This window comes from Anaerospora hongkongensis (genome assembly GCF_004339805.1).
In the GTDB taxonomy this organism is placed as follows: Bacteria; Bacillota; Negativicutes; order Sporomusales; family DSM-15969; genus Anaerospora; species Anaerospora hongkongensis.
The window spans coordinates 1-17,613 of record NZ_SLUI01000018.1; the positions used below are offsets into that span (position 1 = coordinate 1).

Annotated in this window: 15 protein-coding genes; 10 read left to right on the top strand and 5 right to left on the bottom strand. The window is 46.9% G+C overall.

Translation table 11 applies throughout. The annotated features are described in order from the left end of the window. Nucleotides 1-151: 151 nt before the first annotated feature. A complete protein-coding gene (locus tag EV210_RS19850) occupies nt 152-1,483 on the bottom strand; it encodes a DEAD/DEAH box helicase (protein WP_132083105.1) in 1,332 nt (443 codons plus the stop codon). A 159-nt stretch (nt 1,484-1,642) separates the two neighbouring features. After that, on the bottom strand, nt 1,643-1,939 hold the full coding sequence (locus tag EV210_RS19855; protein ID WP_132083106.1) for a hypothetical protein: 297 nt from the start codon (nt 1,937-1,939) through the stop codon (nt 1,643-1,645). A 193-nt stretch (nt 1,940-2,132) separates the two neighbouring features. On the opposite strand from EV210_RS19855, the gene namA reads away from it, so the two are divergent. Continuing rightward, on the top strand, nt 2,133-3,143 hold the full coding sequence (gene namA / locus EV210_RS19860; RefSeq protein ID WP_132083107.1) for an NADPH dehydrogenase NamA: 1,011 nt from the start codon (nt 2,133-2,135) through the stop codon (nt 3,141-3,143). Between the two features lie 60 nt (nt 3,144-3,203). Here namA and EV210_RS22780 read toward each other — a convergent pair whose 3' ends face one another. Beyond that, nucleotides 3,204-3,356, bottom strand: a complete 153-nt coding sequence (locus EV210_RS22780; protein ID WP_165898979.1) for a hypothetical protein — start codon at nt 3,354-3,356, stop codon at nt 3,204-3,206. A 145-nt stretch (nt 3,357-3,501) separates the two neighbouring features. Here EV210_RS22780 and EV210_RS19865 point away from each other — a divergent pair, with 145 nt between their 5' ends. From EV210_RS19865 to EV210_RS19880, 4 genes are all read left to right on the top strand, one after another. Next, on the top strand, nt 3,502-4,905 hold the full coding sequence (locus EV210_RS19865; protein ID WP_132083108.1) for an FAD-binding oxidoreductase: 1,404 nt from the start codon (nt 3,502-3,504) through the stop codon (nt 4,903-4,905). Between the two features lie 16 nt (nt 4,906-4,921). Next, nucleotides 4,922-6,481 carry an L-lactate permease gene (locus EV210_RS19870; RefSeq protein ID WP_132083109.1) on the top strand — a complete coding sequence of 520 codons (1,560 nt, stop codon included), beginning with the start codon at nt 4,922-4,924 and terminating at the stop codon, nt 6,479-6,481. 251 nt (nt 6,482-6,732) lie between these two features. Continuing rightward, nucleotides 6,733-7,326: an ECF transporter S component gene (locus EV210_RS19875; RefSeq protein ID WP_132083110.1), complete on the top strand. Its 594-nt coding sequence runs from the start codon at nt 6,733-6,735 to the stop codon at nt 7,324-7,326. A 180-nt stretch (nt 7,327-7,506) separates the two neighbouring features. Next, entirely contained in the window at nt 7,507-9,540 is a 2,034-nt protein-coding gene (locus EV210_RS19880) for a cache domain-containing protein (protein ID WP_132083111.1), read from the top strand. A gap of 56 nt (nt 9,541-9,596) precedes the next feature. Here EV210_RS19880 and EV210_RS19885 read toward each other — a convergent pair whose 3' ends face one another. Continuing rightward, nucleotides 9,597-9,908: a hypothetical protein gene (locus EV210_RS19885; RefSeq protein WP_132083112.1), complete on the bottom strand. Its 312-nt coding sequence runs from the start codon at nt 9,906-9,908 to the stop codon at nt 9,597-9,599. A 162-nt stretch (nt 9,909-10,070) separates the two neighbouring features. On the opposite strand from EV210_RS19885, the gene EV210_RS23160 reads away from it, so the two are divergent. The 3 genes from EV210_RS23160 to EV210_RS19905 all read left to right on the top strand — a co-directional run bounded on the left by EV210_RS23160 (nt 10,071) and on the right by EV210_RS19905 (nt 14,397). Further along, nucleotides 10,071-11,114: a DUF188 domain-containing protein gene (locus EV210_RS23160; protein WP_243650648.1), complete on the top strand. Its 1,044-nt coding sequence runs from the start codon at nt 10,071-10,073 to the stop codon at nt 11,112-11,114. A gap of 229 nt (nt 11,115-11,343) precedes the next feature. Beyond that, nucleotides 11,344-12,495 carry a DEAD/DEAH box helicase gene (locus EV210_RS19900; protein WP_132083113.1) on the top strand — a complete coding sequence of 384 codons (1,152 nt, stop codon included), beginning with the start codon at nt 11,344-11,346 and terminating at the stop codon, nt 12,493-12,495. 15 nt (nt 12,496-12,510) lie between these two features. Continuing rightward, nucleotides 12,511-14,397, top strand: coding sequence for an ABC-F family ATP-binding cassette domain-containing protein (locus EV210_RS19905; protein WP_132083114.1), 1,887 nt, complete (start codon nt 12,511-12,513; stop codon nt 14,395-14,397). Nucleotides 14,398-14,440: 43 nt separating this feature from the next. Here EV210_RS19905 and EV210_RS19910 read toward each other — a convergent pair whose 3' ends face one another. Then, nucleotides 14,441-14,752, bottom strand: a complete 312-nt coding sequence (locus tag EV210_RS19910) for a zinc-ribbon domain containing protein (protein WP_132083115.1) — start codon at nt 14,750-14,752, stop codon at nt 14,441-14,443. A 310-nt stretch (nt 14,753-15,062) separates the two neighbouring features. Between EV210_RS19910 and EV210_RS19915 the strand changes: the two genes are divergently transcribed. After that, nucleotides 15,063-15,965 (top strand): LysR family transcriptional regulator, encoded by a 903-nt coding sequence (locus tag EV210_RS19915; RefSeq protein WP_165898980.1) that lies wholly within the window; start codon nt 15,063-15,065, stop codon nt 15,963-15,965. A 221-nt stretch (nt 15,966-16,186) separates the two neighbouring features. Next, nucleotides 16,187-17,611 (top strand): aldehyde dehydrogenase family protein, encoded by a 1,425-nt coding sequence (locus EV210_RS19920; protein WP_132083117.1) that lies wholly within the window; start codon nt 16,187-16,189, stop codon nt 17,609-17,611. Nucleotides 17,612-17,613 lie beyond the last annotated feature (2 nt).

Below are 17,613 nucleotides of genomic sequence, written 5' to 3' on the forward strand. Positions count from 1 at the left end.
GGCAATGACAAAAGGACGAAGCCGGGCTTTTTCCTCCTGTTACGAGTGGGCTATCCTCAATTAGGTTCTTTTTATCTACTTGGATACTGGCCCTTTATCTTTTTCACAAAGAGGGTGCCGCACTAATTTCTTGGTGCGGCACCCTCTTTGTTTATCGTTTAACATTACGGCGTTTGGCAGCGCCTTGTTTTTTTGAAGCAGTACTGGCTGAATTGGTTTCCTCCTTAGGTTTACGGCGGCTGCGCAGATTACTGCCGCCATGACGGAGGTTCTTTTTGTCTATGTTTTTTTTTGTCGGAGCTGCTTTGGGACGGGAACCTTCTGCAGGCGGGGGAGTTTCTTTTTTATTGGCGTTTTTAACGACTTTCTTACCACTGGCGGTGTACTTTTCCAGGGTAGAGCGGATGCCCTGCTCAATCATGCGAAGGTAGACTCGTTCCTCCGGCACAACAAACGTGATGGCCATACCGGTTTCACCAGCCCGCCCAGTGCGGCCGATCCGATGAATATAGCTTTCTACATCATGAGGAATGTCATAGTTGAAGACATGAGTAATGCCTTCGATATCAAGTCCCCTGGCAGCAATATCGGTGGCTACCAGTACTTGCAGTTTAGCGCTACTGAAACGTTTCATTACCTGGGTTCGTTTCGCCTGGGACAAATCGCCGTGCAGTTCATCAGCATTTACACCACGCTGAATAAGTGCTGCTGTTAGTTCACTGGCCCGCTGCCTGGTGTGGCAGAATACAATTGCCAGATAGGGCTGGTATTCTTCAATCATCCGGCAAAGCTTATCCAGTTTACCTTGCTCGGGAGTTTCAACAATGGTTTGTTTGATTTCATCGAGCGTCACATTCTGCGTCTGAATACGAATATCGGCCGGCTTTTCCATGTAGCGGATAGCAAGTGAGCGAACTTTTGGCGGCATAGTTGCGGAGAATAACATAGTCTGACGTTTGCTCGAGGTGTGCCTGATGATTTCTTCCACTTCATCCAAAAAGCCCATATGCAGCATTTGATCTGCCTCATCCAGTACAAGCTTGGATACTCGTGCAATGTCCAACGTTTTGCGCCGCATATGATCAAGGATACGGCCGGGCGTACCAATAACCAGCTGCGGATGCCCCTGTAGTTTCCTTAACTGCGGTTCCAGGGCTTGTCCGCCGTACACGGCGAGGACCTCGATACGCAATAGGGCTGCCAGTTTTTGAGCTTCGGACGTAATTTGTGCCGCCAGTTCTCTGGTAGGTGTAATGATAAGAGTCTGCGTATAGGAACCATGCGGTTTCATCGTTTCTAAAATAGGCAGTAAAAAAGCCAGCGTTTTCCCAGTTCCGGTTTGTGCCTGAGCTACGACGTCTTTGCCGGTGAGTAAGACCGGAATTGCTTGTATTTGTATGGGAGTAGGCTCGACAATGCCGGATTGTTTTAAGTATTCATTAATTTCGGGCCTAATGCCAAGAGAAGAAAAATTTATAGTCATGAGAGCACCTTTCTTTTCCATTTAATCGACTATCCGTCATTATACCAGTTTGTGCAAGGAATGAATAGCCTATACTGCGGAATAGACGGGATGGAGAGGATTGCTGTTATTAATCGGTACCAAAAGAGACTCCACCGGCAGGGGAGTCTCTTTTGGCGGCTAGTTTTTATTGCCGAAATCGGTCAGGCCAAAGCTTTTGCTGGGAAAAGCACAGTTTTCGTCAGCAGTCGTTACGTTATCCGTGCGGGCAAAGCCTTTACCGGCCGTACTGCAATTAACAGTGGCAGCCTGTTTTTTTGCTTCAATCTCTTCTGTTTCATGGAAATCGGTTACACCAAACCCTCGTGGTGGCAGGCCGCAGCTTTCAGAAGCAGTATGGGTGTTTGCTGTGCGGGCAAAACCTGTACCTGCTGTGCTGCAATCCGGGATAGGCTCTTCTTCATTTGCGATGAACATCCTTCTAGTCCTCCCTTGTTGTAAGCTAAGCCGCTCTGTTCGGTAGAATTTCGTTTATTTTTTTCAGAATAAGAATTATTTATTCAATGCTTCATGTTGGTAATGGCAAGGATATTAAATCGAACGTTGAGCAGGGATATCTCCGAGCAGCAAGAAATAAGAAATACCAGTATTTGTTAGGAGGGTTAAAATTATGCTGTTTACTCCTTTTTCTATACGGGATATGAAGCTGAAGAACCGCATTGTCATGCCGCCCATGTGCATGTATTCGGCAGGTGATGACGGACAGGCAACCGACTGGCATTTTGTTCATTACGTAACACGGGCGGTTGGACAGGCTGGTTTGATTATTGTTGAGGCGACAGGTGTTGAAGAGGCGGGCAGGATATCTGCTAATGATCTGGGCTTATGGAATGACAATCAGATGGAGAGTTTAAAGCGAATTGTTGCTGCAGTTCACCAAGCTGGCAGTAAAATTGCGATTCAACTCAATCATGCCGGACGCAAGTGTGAAGTACCCGGTTTGGAAATTGTAGCGCCTTCCGCTATTGCTTTCAGCAAAGACAGTCGCCAGCCAAAGGAATTATCGATTGAAGAAATTCACGGGATTGTAGAGCGATTTCGATTAGCTGCCCAGCGGGCGGTACAAGCCGGTTTTGATGCTATTGAAATTCATGGTGCGCATGGATACTTGCTTAATCAGTTTTTATCACCGTTAGCAAACCGGCGTAAGGATCAATACGGCGGTTCGCCGGGTAACCAGGCAAGAATGCTCGGGCAGGTCGTAGAGGCTGTACGCAGTGTGATGCCTGACGGGATGCCTTTGTTTGTCAGGGTATCGGCTCACGATTATGAAGCGGGTGGTAATACGCCGGAATCAGTAGCTGAAATGCTGAATTTGATCAAAAATAAAGGGATTGATATGATTCATGTTAGTTCAGGCGCTGTGACTCCGGCAATCCCCAGGGCTTATCCCGGCTATCAGATTGGATTTGCTATTACAGTTAAGGAATTAACCGGCCTGCCTGTTATCGGCGGCGGGTTGATTACGGAGCCGTTGCAGGCCGAGCGCATTGTCAAAGCCGATGTGGATATGGTGTTTCTAGCGCGGGAGCTACTGCGTAATCCCTATTGGCCTTTGCAGGCGGCAAACGAGCTTGGTGTTGCGGCTGCCTGGCCGGTGCCGTATGAACGGGCAAAATAAGTAGAAAACAAAGAAAAACGGTTGGATGCCTTGTAAAGGACATCTAACCGTTTTTCTTTGTTAAGATAATGTTCTTTCCAGGTCTTGTGCATCCAGATATAAGCCGCTTATTGTTCGTGGTGTTGTTGAGGGAGCTGCGCTGGTGACCGTGTTCTCCTCTACCGATACTGCCGATTGGGCGGAGTCAGAGGGGAGCTCATTTTTCTCAGGCATACCATTACCTCCTAGCGATCTTCTAGAACTAGTGTATCCCAGGCAAGAGCGAATCGATACCTTTTTTATGATAATAACAAGAAAATCCGCAAAGAATATAGCCGGAAAGAAAATGCAGCATACCCGGAATAAGGAGGTCTTATTAATGCCGAAATATAATGCGGTAACAGATTCAGTACGGAAAGAATTGCAAGAGATCGTGGGGGCAAAGTATGTACTAAGCGATGCAGAGCGAATGGAGCCTTACTCACATGATGAGGTCACAGACCCGAAGTATGTGAAATTGCCGGAAGTGGTGGTTTTTCCCGAGAATGCAAAGGAGATAGCGGCAATTGTTACATTAGCTAACCGGGAAATGATACCGATTGTACCCCGTGGTGCCGGAACAGGCTTAGCAAGCGGTGCTGTTCCTTTCAAGGGCGGAATTGTGGTGTCGTTGGAGCGGATGAATAAGATTTTGGAAATTGATACGGAAACGATGTTTATGGTGGTTGAACCTGGTGTAACAACCGCTGAGGTACAAAAGGCAGCGAATGAGCGGGGATTTTTATATGCAGGAGACCCGTGCAGCGGCGACAGCTCTTTTATCGGCGGCAATGTGGCAACAAATGCGGGTGGCAACAAAGCGATCCGCTATGGTACGACGCGCCAGCAGGTAAATGGTGTAGAGCTTGTCACTCCTGAAGGAGATATTGTCACATTTGGCGGTAAATGCAAGAAAGATGCTACCGGTTACAGTCTGCTGAATCTGGTGATTGGTTCGGAAGGTACCTTGGGCATTATTACGAAAGCTTATTTGAAACTGGTTGCATTGCCGGAAAATGCAATGGATTTGCTGGCTGTATTTCCTGATTTAAAGTCAGCAATTGATATTGTTCCGAAAATAAATGCGGCTGGCATTACACCTACAACCATTGAGTTTATGGATAATGAGGCCATTAAAACGGTAGAGGTCTTTTTGAGTGAGAAGCTGCCGCACAGCGATAAAGGTTATTATATTATCGTTACCGTCGAAGGAGACAATGAAGAGACGCTGGAAGACCAATGCGGCTTAATTGACGATCTCTGTACACAAAATGGTGCCTTGGAAGTTTTAGTAGCCGATCCCGTAAAAATATGGAAAGCGAGAAAGGCCTATGCTGAGGCTGATCGTGCCCGGAGTCTCATTTTCTCCATGGAGGATATCGTTGTACCTGTTAATCAAATTCCGCAAGCTGTTGAAAAAATTGCCGAGCTAGGCAAGAAGTACGGCAATATCGCTATTCATTGCGCCGGTCATGCCGGTGATGGCAATATACATGCAAATATACTAAAGGATCATATGAGCGAAGACGAATGGCATCAGAAGCTCCCGGCTCTCCAGGGAGAAATTTACCAGATGGTATATGAACTTGGCGGTAAGCTCTCCGGTGAGCATGGCATTGGTTATAAACGAGTAAAACTACTGGAAGAATATGCTGACCCAACCGAGATAAAACTGATGCGCAACATTAAAAAAGCATTTGATCCTAATCTGATAATGAATCCCGGCAAGGTGATCGAGGTTTAAGACAGGGGGAATTTTTATGGGAATGTACATGTCGGCCGTTATTGCCTTCCTCCCCCTGCTATGGCTTCTTGTCAGTTTGGGCGTGCTGAAAATGCCTGCACACAAAGCTACCGTTATCGGGCTGGCAGCTAGTGCAATTGTTGCCGTTTTGATCTGGAGCATGCCTGTCAATTTGATGCTGCAAGCTGCATTGGAAGGAATTGTTATGGCGGTTTGGCCTATTTTATGGGTTATACTGGCAGCAATTTTCACCTATAATGTTTCGGTCGAAACTGGAGCCATGGACAAAATGCGGGATCAGATTGCCTCTTTATCAGACGACCGCAGAATTCAGGCGCTGCTTATCGCGTGGGGATTCGGAGCTTTTCTTGAAGCCGCTGCAGGATTTGGAACGGCGGTGGCTATTCCGGCGGCAATTCTTATTGGACTGGGATTTGAGCCGCTGGCCGCTGCCGTACTCTGCCTGATTGCCAATACGGTTCCGGTTGCTTTTGGAGCAGTGGGAATTCCAGTTACTACCTTAGCGCAAGTTGCCGATTTGCCGGTTATGGAGCTGACGTATGCTATTGCCCTGCAGTTAACGCCTTTTGTTATCATTATCCCTGCCGGACTCATTCTCATGATGACGAGAAATGTGGCCGGGTTAAAAGGTGTAATGGGGGCAGCGCTTGTTGCCGGTATATCCTTTGCCATACCCCAGTTGTTAATTGCAAAGTTTGTTGGCCCTCAGCTGACCGCAATTGGTGCATCGATTGTATCCATGGCAGCAACGGCCTTATGGGCAAAATATTTTCCGCCTTCTACCGTCTGGCACTTTCCCCATGAAGGGACAAAAACCGTTGACAAAGCAAAGGCAGTCCTTCGGGCCGCCGATAATCAGAAGTTTTCTGACCAGGCAGCGGCCTGGGCACCTTATTTGCTGATTCTGCTGCTGATTCTGGCAACAAGTCCGCTGGTACCAGCTGTTAATAAGACTTTCGCGCACATTAAATCGTATATTCTCATTTATAACGGGCCGGGTGGTAAGCCGTTGGCGATTGACTGGCTGCTAACGCCTGGAACCCTGATTGTGATTGCTGCGATTATCGGCGGCTTTATACAAGGGGCTTCTGCAGCCGGTTTGCTGCGAATTTTTTACAAGACACTCATTAACTTAAAAAAGACTTCTGTTACCATTATATCCATCGTGGCACTGGCAAAGGTTATGTCCTACAGCGGCATGGTTGCCGCTATTGCCCTTGCTTTAGCAAAAGTAACCGGATCGGCATACCCGATACTGGCTCCGGCTCTGGGAGCTCTCGGTACCTTTGTGACAGGCAGTGATACAAGTGCTAATGTACTTTTCGGCCCCTTACAAAAACAAACCGCCTTACAGATTGGCGCTGATCCGACCTGGATTGCAGCCTCTAATACTACCGGAGCAACGGCAGGAAAAATGATTTCGCCCCAAAGCATTGCTATTGCAACCACAGCTACCGGGCAGAGCGGTAAAGAAGGGGATATACTGGCTATAACATTTAAGTATTGTCTGGGATATGTAATTGTCGCTGGTTTGCTAGTCTATTTTTGGGGATAGCAGAAGCTGGCAGAGTGGTCACTGTAGGCAGAGGGGTTGTTCCCTCTGCCTATTTTATGTATAGTCCGTTTAGGTGAAAATTTCTAAAAAAATTAAGTAGGATTTTAAATTTTTTTGTAGAAAATATCATGCCGGAGCGTTATAATATGCTATGGAAAAGTCGGTATCGAATGTTGAACTGAACTGGTAGACTAGAATGATTAAAAAAATACGACTTATATCCTTTAAGGAATAAGAGCGGAGGGGAAAAAATGGCAAGCAAAGATTCAACGCGGCAATTATTTCGGACAAGACAGCTCACGGTAGTAGGCATGCTGTCATCAATCAGTATTATCCTCGGACTTACGGGTTATGGCTTTATACCCCTGCCAATGGCCAAAGCTACGGTGATGCATATTCCTGTTGTTATTGGTGCTATCTTGGAAGGACCTGCAGTTGGGGTAATGGTAGGCTTGTTATTCGGGCTATTCAGTATGTTTCAGAATATGGTAGCTCCTAATATTTTGTCTTTTGCTTTTTTAAATCCACTTGTTTCGGTTTTGCCAAGAGTATTAATTGGATTGGTGGCTTATTACTGTTATAAAATGGTACCGGTAAAAAATGAGGCTGTTAAGATCGGTACCGGAGCAGCGCTGGGGTCACTCGTAAACACGTTGGGTGTCCTTGGTATGATTTATGTTTTGTATGCAGCAGATTTTGCTGCAGCCCGCGGTATTAATCCCGATACTGTTCTTGCGGTTGTGGGAGGAATTGCCATGACGAATGGTATTCCAGAAGCTGTTATTTCAGCGATCATCACGATTCCTGTCATTCTCATGGTCAAAAAAGCCCGCCGCATGAATTGAGGCAGCTAATAAATGAAGAGGTCTGAATCCGGTAACGGATTCAGACCTTTTTTCTTTCATGGCAAATTCCGACAAGGAAAGACGTTTATTTTATAGAATTTACTAATAACTAGGAGTACGAAGTAGTTAACAGGGTGGCGACTATTTGACAGGAAGCTGTCCGAGGATGTGAGGTGGCCGATGAGGAACGATACTAGGTTTTCCAGGTTTCGCTTTCTTTTGCTGTTGGCCGAAAGGCTGCCGCTGCGGCTGGTGTTTTCACTGCCTTTTTTACTGCAGTTTTTTCTGGCGGTAATGTTTACCGGATTGCTGCTCTTTCAGAGTGGGCAGGACTCGGTGCAGGCCGTACTAAAAGAATTGCGCCAGGAAATTCTGGAGAGGGTAGAGGAGCAGGTAAGCCGGCATATGCGTGAGCCGCTGAGGCTAAATGCGTTAAATGCCGACGCCTGGCGGGCAGAACTACTAAGCATAACGAACCCTGTGGTGCGCGACCGTTATTTTGCTAGTCATATTCGTGCCTTTCCAGATGCGGCGATGACTTTTATCGGTCTTGCAGACGGATCTTTCTATGGGGCCAGGCGGAAATCCAACGGCGAAATTCAGGTAGTACATAATAATCAGGCTACCGGAGGGGCCTCTTGGTATTTTCGCGTTTCCGATGTGGGGGATGCACTGGAGCGGCAAGAGGTTTATCCGGATTTCGATCCGCGCAAAAGACCTTGGTTTGAAGCAGCGAAGTTGGCAGGCAGACCAGTTTTTAGCGAAGTATACCGGCATTTTGTTTTTCAGGAGCCTACCGTCACGGCAGTACAGCCAATTTATGATGCAAGCGGCAAGTTAATCGGAGTGTTTGGGGTTGATTATTTGCTGTCCTGGCTGGGCACCGTGCTAAGTGATTTGCCGCTTGGTGCATCGGGCCAAGTATTTGTTACCGATAGTGAAGGGCTGCTTGTTGCTTCCTCTGTCGGCAAAAGCCCGTTTGAAGAACGCAATGGCAGGATGGAACGGATTAGGGCGGCGGACAGCAATAACGAGGTACTGCGAATGGCCGTTCATACAGTGGCTGCCACAGTGCCCGCAGTTAGTCAGGCTGGAGCTTATGAGTTCAAACTGGCAGATCAGTCTTATTTTGTTGATGTCCGTAACTATCAACAAAATGGTATTAATTGGAACATCTATGTTGTGCTGGCTGCAGATGATTTTCTCAGCGACCTTAGAAAGGTGGCAAACCATACTGCTGGCATGATATCCTTGCTTATTGTAGTCATTTTTCTGCTGGCTATATGGACGGCTGGCTGGGTTACCAAACCAATTCAAAGGCTAAATACCGCCGCGCGGGAACTAGCCGAAGGACGCCTGAAGCTACTGCCTGATACTGAACGGCGGGATGAACTCGGGCAGCTGAGCCGGTCTTTTAATACCATGGCTTGTCAGGTCACCGATCTGGTTACAAATTTAGAAACCCGTGTTGCCGAGCGGACGCAGGATTTGACTGTCAAGACGGAACAGGAAGAGCGACTGCGAAAAACGTTTTATGCCGAATTATCCAAGGCTGGAAAAGTGCAGCGTACCATGATTCCTGCCGATATCTGCGATGAGCGCCTTAAATTGCAGATCCTCTACGAACCGTGCCTGTTGGTCAGCGGCGATACCTGCGGATATCGCTGGTTGAAGGAGGATGTGCTGTTTGGTTATTTAATTGACGTTAATGGGCATGGCGCGTCAACTGCGTTGCAAACAGCAGCTATGAATGTTATCATGCAGGAAACACTGCAATCTTTCTCTACCTTGTCGGCCTGCATAGCCGACTTGAATAAACGGGTGGCCGGTTATTTCGGTGACGATATTATTATTGCCGCATTTTGTTTTGAAGTGGATTTTAGGCAGCATGAACTTCGTTATGTAGCAGCAGGAATTACGGAATTTTTTGCAGATACAGCAAAAGTCAAAGGACGGATGAAAACAGCGGGACTCTTTCTGGGGGTAAGCAATGCTGCAAACTTTGACGTACAGGCGATACCTCTGTTAGCAGGAGACCGGTTTTGCTTTTACAGTGACGGTATCGCCGATGAATTGGATAGGGGAATGCAATTAACTTCTAATGGGACTTTTATCGAGATGGTAAACAGTGTGGGCATGGTGGCTGCCGAAGGTGTAAGCCGTGATGATGTTACGGCAATATGTATTGAGCTGAGCGATAAATGGAGCGTGTAGCAATCAAAAAGGATGAACGGAAACTCTCCGGTTTCCGTTCATCCTTTTGTAGAATACTAAATTTCGTTTTCACGGCTTGTTTGTATTGCAGTCAGCTTTTCTGCAATGGGTAAGTCTGATGACCAGGCAGCTTGAAAAGCCTGGGAGTTTTTAAACGTAGCACTCCATTCGTAAGAGCCTTCGGGGGAATAACAGGCCAGAATGACGGCTTGTTTAAGTGAATCAGGGATAGCTCCGTCTTCGTCGGTGATTAGCACATAACTGCCATCGGCATCGGTTTCCTGAAAGAGGGCCGTCAAGCCATCGTCAACCTCAGCTTCTTCAAAGCCTAGCTGTTCATAGAAATCAAAAAGGGTGTCATTACTCATTCCATCATCTCCTGTTTGTTTCTGCATGTTGTTTATTGTACCCTACTTTTGACAGGTAAACAACAGGATGCTTTAGAAACACAAATAATGCAATTCCGGGTAGGATATACAGAATTTCAGGCGAAAGAGTATAATATAGTAGAAATAAGGAAGTTTTCTCTCATGAAAATAGTAGTGGATGCCGACGCCTGTCCGAAAAACGTTTTGCTCTTATGTCAAAAGCTGGCCGCCCAATATCATGTCCCTGTCTGGACGGTAGCAAGCTTTAATCATTCCATTGTTTCCGGCTATCACCTTGTAGTTGGCAGCGCATCGCAGGAAGCGGATATAAAAATTGTCAATATAACCGAACCGGGAGATCTCGTTGTAACCCAGGACTGGGGGCTCGCGGCAATGGTGCTTGGTAAACAGGCCCGTGTCGTAAGCCCGGCTGGCCGTGAATATAATCCGGATAGAATCGATTTTTTACTGGAAGAGCGGGAAACTAAGGCCAAGCTCCGCCGGGGCGGCGGCAGGACCAAAGGACCGAAAAAAAGGACTGCTGAGGATGACCAGCGTTTTGCAGAGTGTTTGCAAAAAATGCTCATTATAAAGGAAGGTGGAAAAACTATGTCATTAGCTTTACGTGTCTATTTTGATTTCTGTTGTCCGTATTGCTATTTAGCCTGGGGGTTCATGAAAAAAGTCAAGGAAACAACCGATGTTGCAGATGAGTGGATTACCTGGGAAATTCACCCTGACGTTCGAGCTGCAGGTGATTACATTCAGAGCGTTGTATCCAATGTAAATTTGGCAGAACGAAGACAGAATCTGAACAGGCTTGGCGAGCCTGTTGGGCTCACTCCCGGTGACCACACGTTTGTACCCAATACGCGTCTGGCACTGGAGGCCGTCCAGTTTGCTACGGAAGCAGGCAAAATGCATGAATGGATTGATGCTGTATACCGTGCCAACTTTGTCGAAGGAAAAAATATTGGTGATCAGACCGTACTTATTGCAATTGCCCAAAAACTGGGTCTGGATGCTGAGGGATTGACTACAGCTCTGAATACCGGACGTTATACGCAGGTCCTCTTGGATCATGACCGCGAATGCATGGAGAAAAAGCTGGAATGGGTGCCGACAATTTACGCCGGTGAACAGAGGGTGCTGGAAGGCGCTCTTACGTATTCTGTCTTTCACGACACTCTTCAGTCATTAAAATAGGAAAAGCCGGTTTTTCACAAAGAAAAGGAGGATACCGTACTGCGCTTTCAAAGAGCGGTTACGGCATCCTTTTTATGTTTATATAATGGACGACTCAGCCAGAAATTCGAGGAGCAAGCAGCCGAAGCACTACAAAAATATTGGCTTTTTCGAGAAAAAGGGTATAATGATAGCAGGCAAAAATTGCTGCACTCTAGTGAAAGCAGGCAGCGTGACAGGAGAGAACGACATGAACGGATCATTTTCTAATCTGGGGATAGATGCTGCACTGGTGCAAGCTCTGCACAAGGAAGGACTAACAGTGCCGACGGCGATTCAGGCTGAGGTGATACCTGCAGTCCTGGCAGGCAGGGATGTCATTGCCCAGTCACCAACAGGAACAGGGAAAACACTTGCCTATTTACTGCCGTTGTTTGCCAAGATTGATGTGGCAAAACGGGAAAATCAGGCGATCATTCTGGCTCCGACCCATGAATTGGCAATTCAAATTCAGCGCCAAATTGAGATGCTGGCCAAAAATGCAGAGCTGGCAGTTACCTCAGCACCGCTGATCGGAAACGCCAATATTGCCAGGCAGATAGATAAACTAAAGGATCGGCCTCATATTGTCGTCGGGTCCAGCGGCAGAATACTGGAATTAATTCAAAAGAAAAAAATAAACGCGCAGACGATCAAAACAATTATTCTTGATGAGGCTGACCGTTTATTGGATGATCATAACCAGGAAACAGTTAAGGCCGTAATCAAGACTACATTAAAGGAGCGGCAAATCCTGCTGTTTTCTGCGACTATTACACAAGTGACCCATGACCGGTCAGCAAGCTTTCTGCGGATGCCGGCAGCCATTACTGTCAAGGAACAGGCAGCAGGGACTGGCGGCACTGTTGAACATATGTATTTTATGTGCGAACGGCGTGACAAGGTCGAGATGCTGCGCAAGCTGGTGCATAGTACCGGCTTAAAACAAGCATTGGTCTTTGTTAATCGCAGTGAAGATCTTGAGCTTACTGCTGCGAAACTGAATTACCACGGCTTGAAGGCCGCTTCCCTGCACGGGACCTTTGTACAGGCGGACCGTAAAAAAGCACTTGAAGATTTTCGCAGCGGCAGGGTTCAACTGCTGGTTGCTTCCGACCTTGCTGCCCGTGGACTGGACATTGCCGGGATAGAGTATATTTTTAATCTGGATTTGCCGGAGGAACCTGCCTTATATTTACACCGGGCAGGCAGAACGGGAAGGGCCGGCAGGAGCGGGACAGTTATTTCCATTGTAGCCAAGCGGGAGACTGGCTTACTACAACACTACGAGAAGACTTTAAAAATTGCTATTAAGGCTAAACAAATTGCGTATGGAAAGATTAGTGACCTGCGCAAAGCATAGGAGCGTCTGCAGGAAATGAATGTATTGTCAATTGAGAATTTGACGAAAAGTTATGGTGAGAGGGTTCTGTTTGCTGATGTTACCTTCGGTGTTGACGAAGGGGATAAAATCGGTCTCATTGGAGTAAATGGTGCAGGAAAATCGACTTTTCTTAAACTGGTTGCCGGAGTAGAGCAAGCGGATGCCGGGAAAGTTACCAAAGGGAGCAGCGTAGAAGTGCGATATTTGCCGCAGAATCCTGAGTTTGACGAAGCTGCCACCGTACTGGAGCAGGTATTCAATGGCTACTCACCGGTTATGAAAGTAATCCGCGATTATGAACTGGCGCTAGCTGAGGCCCAGAGTCAGCCACAAAACAGGGCTGCCGAACAGCAACTGATCCGTTTGAGCCAGCAAATGGATAGTCATGATGCCTGGCAGCTGGAAAGTGAAGCAAAGGCCATTTTAATGCAGTTAGGTATTGCGGAATTCAGCGCACCAGTAGGAACTCTTTCCGGGGGACAGCGCAAACGGGTAGCGCTGGCAAGTGCCCTGATTAATCCTTGTGAGCTGCTGATTTTAGATGAGCCTACTAATCATATTGATAATGATACGGTAGCCTGGCTGGAGCAGTATTTGGCAAATCGCAAGGGAGCCTTGTTAATGATTACGCATGACCGGTATTTTCTTGACAGGGTCACAAACCGGATTATCGAAATCGACAAGGGAAAGCTGTATACTTACAGCGGTAATTACAGCAAGTTTCTCGAAGCGAAGGCCGAACGGGAAGAACAACAGGAAGCAAGCGAACGTAAGCGGCAAAATTTGCTGAGAAATGAATTGGCCTGGATGAGACGCGGGGCGAGGGCCCGCAGCACGAAGCAAAAGGCCAGGATTGAGCGTTTTGAAGAGCTTAACTCACAAAGTACTGACTTAAACGAGGCGAAACTGGAAATATCCGTTGCTTCCAGCCGGCTGGGACGAAAAATTATTGAATTGGAAAATATCAGCCATCAGTTTGCCGCGAAAACCGTAATTGCCGACTTTAACTACATTGTTTTAAAAGATGACCGAGTGGGGATTATTGGCCTCAATGGCAGCGGCAAGACTACACTGCTGAACATTATTGCGGGCAGGCTGGTACCGGACAACGGAGTAGTCACTACGGGTCAGACGGTAAAGGTTGGTTACTTTTCCCAGGAAAATGCCCAAATGGATGAGACTATGCGAGTGATCGAGTATATTCGCGAAGAGGCCAACAGCATCGCAACCGCTGACGGGGAAACAATCAGTGCTGCTCAAATGCTGGAGCGTTTTCTTTTTCCTCCCCAGCTGCAATGGATGCCGATTGCTAAATTATCAGGCGGGGAAAAACGCCGCTTGTATTTATTGCGGATCTTAATGAGTGCACCTAATGTGCTGCTTCTGGATGAACCCACGAATGATCTCGATATTCAAACCCTAACAATCCTGGAAGATTATTTAGACCACTTTGCGGGGGCCGTTATTACCGTTTCGCATGACCGCTATTTTCTTGATCGTGTTGTTGATAAATTATTTGTTTTTACAGGAAATGGCCAGATAACGCAAATCCCCGGCGGATACTCCGATTATCTGGCGGCAAAGAAGCCGGATACAGCGCCGGTAGCTGCAGTAGAGAAGAAAAAGAGTTCGTATGAGAAGCCGAAAGAACAGCTGCGCAAGTTTACCTTTAAAGAACAGCGCGAGTTCGAGCAGATCGATGAAACGATTGCCGAAGTCGAACAAGCTTTGCAGCAGGTTTCCAATGCAATTAACAGTGCCGGCAGTAATTTTGAACTTCTGGAGCAGCTTGTCAAGCAGCAGCAGGAACTGGAACGCAGCCTGGAAGAACTGTTGGACAGATGGACGTATTTAAATGAAATTGCTGAAGAAATGAAATAGACAATAAAAAATCCCCTGCCATATGGCAGGGGATTGTAGTATCCTAGTAGCGTCTGCTGTTGTTTTGGCTGTAGCAGTCTCTGCAATATACAGGACGGTCGCCGCTTGGACGGAAAGGAACTTGAGTTTGAACGCCGCAGGATGCACAGGTTGCATCATGCATTTCGCGTTGTTGGTAGCTGCCGCCACCACGGTTGAATCCGCCACCGTTTTGTTGTTTGCGAGCAGCGCGGCAGTCAGGGCAACGGCCTGGCTCGTTGGTGAAACCTTTTTGAGCGAAGAAATCTTGCTCAGAAGCAGTGAAAACGAATTGTGCGCCACAATCGCGGCAGGAAAGATTTTTGTCTTGGAACATTATATAGCCTCCTCAAATCTATTACCCAAATAGCGAATGGAGAATACTCATCGGGACTTCCCTTACCAACTACCTAATAGTTTGAGAAGGACAATGACAAATTCACTGGTACTATTTTTTCTGGGTAACTATATTGTACCTTTTAATTTAGCAAATGTAAAGCGAATTGCCCTAAGAGGACAAAAAAACTTGCAATTATTTTCTAATTATTGTGCGAATTCACAGGAGGATAGGCGGTGCGGCTATTGACAGTATGCGCTGCAGCTTGCAATACTTAAGACAGTTACTTCGTATGGGAGGAGGGGTGATTGTGGAAATACATCAGTTACAATATGTAGTTGAACTGGCCAAGCAGCGTAATTTTACTAGAGCAGCTGACGAAATTTGTGTAACCCAGTCAACCTTATCGCACCAGATCGCTAAACTGGAAGATGAATTGGATATTAAGTTATTTGACCGCAATTCACGGATTGTTTTTCCGACGGAGGCGGGCGAAGAGTTTATTCATCATGCCAGAGAGGTCTTAGCTACGCTGGAAGTTGCCCGGCAAAGCGTTTTGGCTTACCGCAAATTACTGAAAGGAACGCTGCGTATTGGCGTTATTGCCTCTTTAGGATCGATCGACTATGCTAATATGCTAGCTAAATTTCATCAAGAGCACCAGGGACTTAACTTTGAAATTGTACAGGAGGGCACCTACAGCTTATTAGAAAAGATTCGTGCCCGTGATTTAGATGTTGCTTTTGTCGCTGTGGGTCCACAGGAAGAGGATGAGGATATCGCGTTTTATCATCTTGCCTATGATGACTATGTACTGGCGGTTCCACCGGGTCATGTGTTCGCCGAGCGGGAATATATCGATCTGGTTGAAGCGGCTGAGGAAAAATTTATATTTCAGCCCACCTCGGACCGAATGCATTATACTTGTATGGAAGCATGTGCACAAGCGGGCTTTAAGCCGCAGATTGTCTGTCAGAGCAATCATGCGCCGACTTGTTTGGCACTAATTAGTGCGGGGATGGGGATTGGATTTTTTCCGCGTGAGAAAATAAGCGGACAAAAGCATGCCGTCACTATTGTGAAATTAAAACAGCCTGTGCAAAAAAATATTGTGCTAGCTGTGGGCAGGAATTTTTCTCTTTCGCCTGCTGTGGTAACTTTCAACCGGTTTGTAATGAACTGGGTTGAGGGACTTGGCTCCGGAGAAGAATAAAATAGGCGTTAAGGCTTTTTTGAAATCATGTAAGATTTCGAAAAAGCCTTTTTTATTTGGTTATCGACAGCTATTGATAAAAGCGATGGCTGGTATGCAGAAGAGGATTTGCGGTAGGTAGCGTAATGGCATAAAATTCAGATAAAGAGCGCACCGGCTTGCTGGCTGTTCAGGTAGCCGGGAGATTATGCGGTTAAAAAGAGGATTTGGAGGAGATCAAAATGGGTGAAGTGAAGGTACGGGTTATCACAGAAGAGCAAAAAGCGGAACTTGCTGCGGCAATCGAGAGAGCGAAAGCGGCATTAGCTATTATCGAGACATATGATCAGCAGCGTGTTGACCGGTTATGCCAGGCAGTAGCCTGGGCTGTTGCTAACAAGCAAACTTTTCAGAGACTGGTTGATATGGGCATAGCAGAAAGCGGACTGGGCGATCCGGTAAGCCGAATGGGTAAACGAATGAAGATCCGCGGCGTTCTTAGAGATGCCTTACGGCAGAAAAGTGTGGGCATTATTGAAGAAATGCCGGAGAAGGGAATTGTCAAATATGCCAAGCCTGTTGGCATTATTGCCGGCATTGTGCCAACGACCAATCCTGATCTGACGCCTGCCGGTATTGGTATTTATGCCATTAAGGCCCGTGATGTGGCCATCTTTTCTGCTCATCCCCGCGCTAAAAATACGACGATGGAAACAGTGCGCATTATGCGGGAGGCCTTAGAAAAAGAAGGCGCACCTGCGGATATTTTTCAGTGTCTTACCACTGCCAGCATACCGATGGCCAGCGCTTTAATGTCAGCTGCCGACTTAGTTATTGCTACCGGTGGTAAGGATATGGTCCGTTCCGCCTATAGTTCCGGCACTCCTGCCTATGGAGTCGGGGCCGGCAATGCCACCATGGTCATTGATGAAACTGCCAATATCGAAGAAGCAGCTCGTAATACTATGCTGAGCAAGACCTCCGACTATGGGTCGGGCTGTTCAGCAGATGGCAATATCATTTTGTCTGATAAAATCTATGATCAATTTATTGGCCAATTGGTAAAAGAAGGCGGCTATTTGGCGAATGAGGAAGAAAAGCAAAAGCTGAAGAGCGTAATGTGGGATGAAGAAGGACACCGCCTGTCCCATACGGTTGCCATCAAGCCGCAGAAATTGGCCGAAATAGCTGGCTTTGAGATCCCTGCAGACCGGAAATTTATTATTGTTATTGGTGACGGTATCGGCAAGCAGCATTTGTTCTCCGGTGAAAAGCTGACAACTCTGCTGGCTGTTCATCGGTATAGCGGTAATTTTGACAATGCCCTCAAAGCGGTAAAAGCAATCTATGAAGTTGGCGGTAAAGGTCATTCGGTGGGGATTTATTCCTTTAATGAAGAGCATATTCATAAGCTGGCCCTGATGGCTCCTGTTAGCCGGATTATGGTACGTCAGCCTCAATCTAAAGCTAATGCAGGTTCGTTTACTAACGGTATGCCGATGACCTCCAGTCTGGGCTGCGGTACCTGGGGAGGCAACATTGTTTCCGAAAATGTTCATTTAAAACATTATCTCAATACTACGTGGGTATCCAGTCCGATCCCGGAAGACAAACCAAGTGATGCTGAATTATTTGGTGAGTTTTATAATCCCGAGCTGGAGAAATAACG

Bases quoted from the DNA above. Each gene is read 5' to 3' on its own strand.
- EV210_RS19850 (WP_132083105.1), bottom strand. From the start codon at position 1,483: ATGACTATAAATTTTTCTTCTCTTGGCATTAGGCCCGAAATTAATGAA.
- EV210_RS19855 (WP_132083106.1), bottom strand. From the start codon at position 1,939: ATGTTCATCGCAAATGAAGAAGAGCCTATCCCGGATTGCAGCACAGCA.
- namA (WP_132083107.1), top strand. From the start codon at position 2,133: ATGCTGTTTACTCCTTTTTCTATACGGGATATGAAGCTGAAGAACCGC.
- EV210_RS22780 (WP_165898979.1), bottom strand. From the start codon at position 3,356: ATGCCTGAGAAAAATGAGCTCCCCTCTGACTCCGCCCAATCGGCAGTA.
- EV210_RS19865 (WP_132083108.1), top strand. From the start codon at position 3,502: ATGCCGAAATATAATGCGGTAACAGATTCAGTACGGAAAGAATTGCAA.
- EV210_RS19870 (WP_132083109.1), top strand. From the start codon at position 4,922: ATGGGAATGTACATGTCGGCCGTTATTGCCTTCCTCCCCCTGCTATGG.
- EV210_RS19875 (WP_132083110.1), top strand. From the start codon at position 6,733: ATGGCAAGCAAAGATTCAACGCGGCAATTATTTCGGACAAGACAGCTC.
- EV210_RS19880 (WP_132083111.1), top strand. From the start codon at position 7,507: ATGAGGAACGATACTAGGTTTTCCAGGTTTCGCTTTCTTTTGCTGTTG.
- EV210_RS19885 (WP_132083112.1), bottom strand. From the start codon at position 9,908: ATGAGTAATGACACCCTTTTTGATTTCTATGAACAGCTAGGCTTTGAA.
- EV210_RS23160 (WP_243650648.1), top strand. From the start codon at position 10,071: ATGAAAATAGTAGTGGATGCCGACGCCTGTCCGAAAAACGTTTTGCTC.
- EV210_RS19900 (WP_132083113.1), top strand. From the start codon at position 11,344: ATGAACGGATCATTTTCTAATCTGGGGATAGATGCTGCACTGGTGCAA.
- EV210_RS19905 (WP_132083114.1), top strand. From the start codon at position 12,511: ATGAATGTATTGTCAATTGAGAATTTGACGAAAAGTTATGGTGAGAGG.
- EV210_RS19910 (WP_132083115.1), bottom strand. From the start codon at position 14,752: ATGTTCCAAGACAAAAATCTTTCCTGCCGCGATTGTGGCGCACAATTC.
- EV210_RS19920 (WP_132083117.1), top strand. From the start codon at position 16,187: ATGGGTGAAGTGAAGGTACGGGTTATCACAGAAGAGCAAAAAGCGGAA.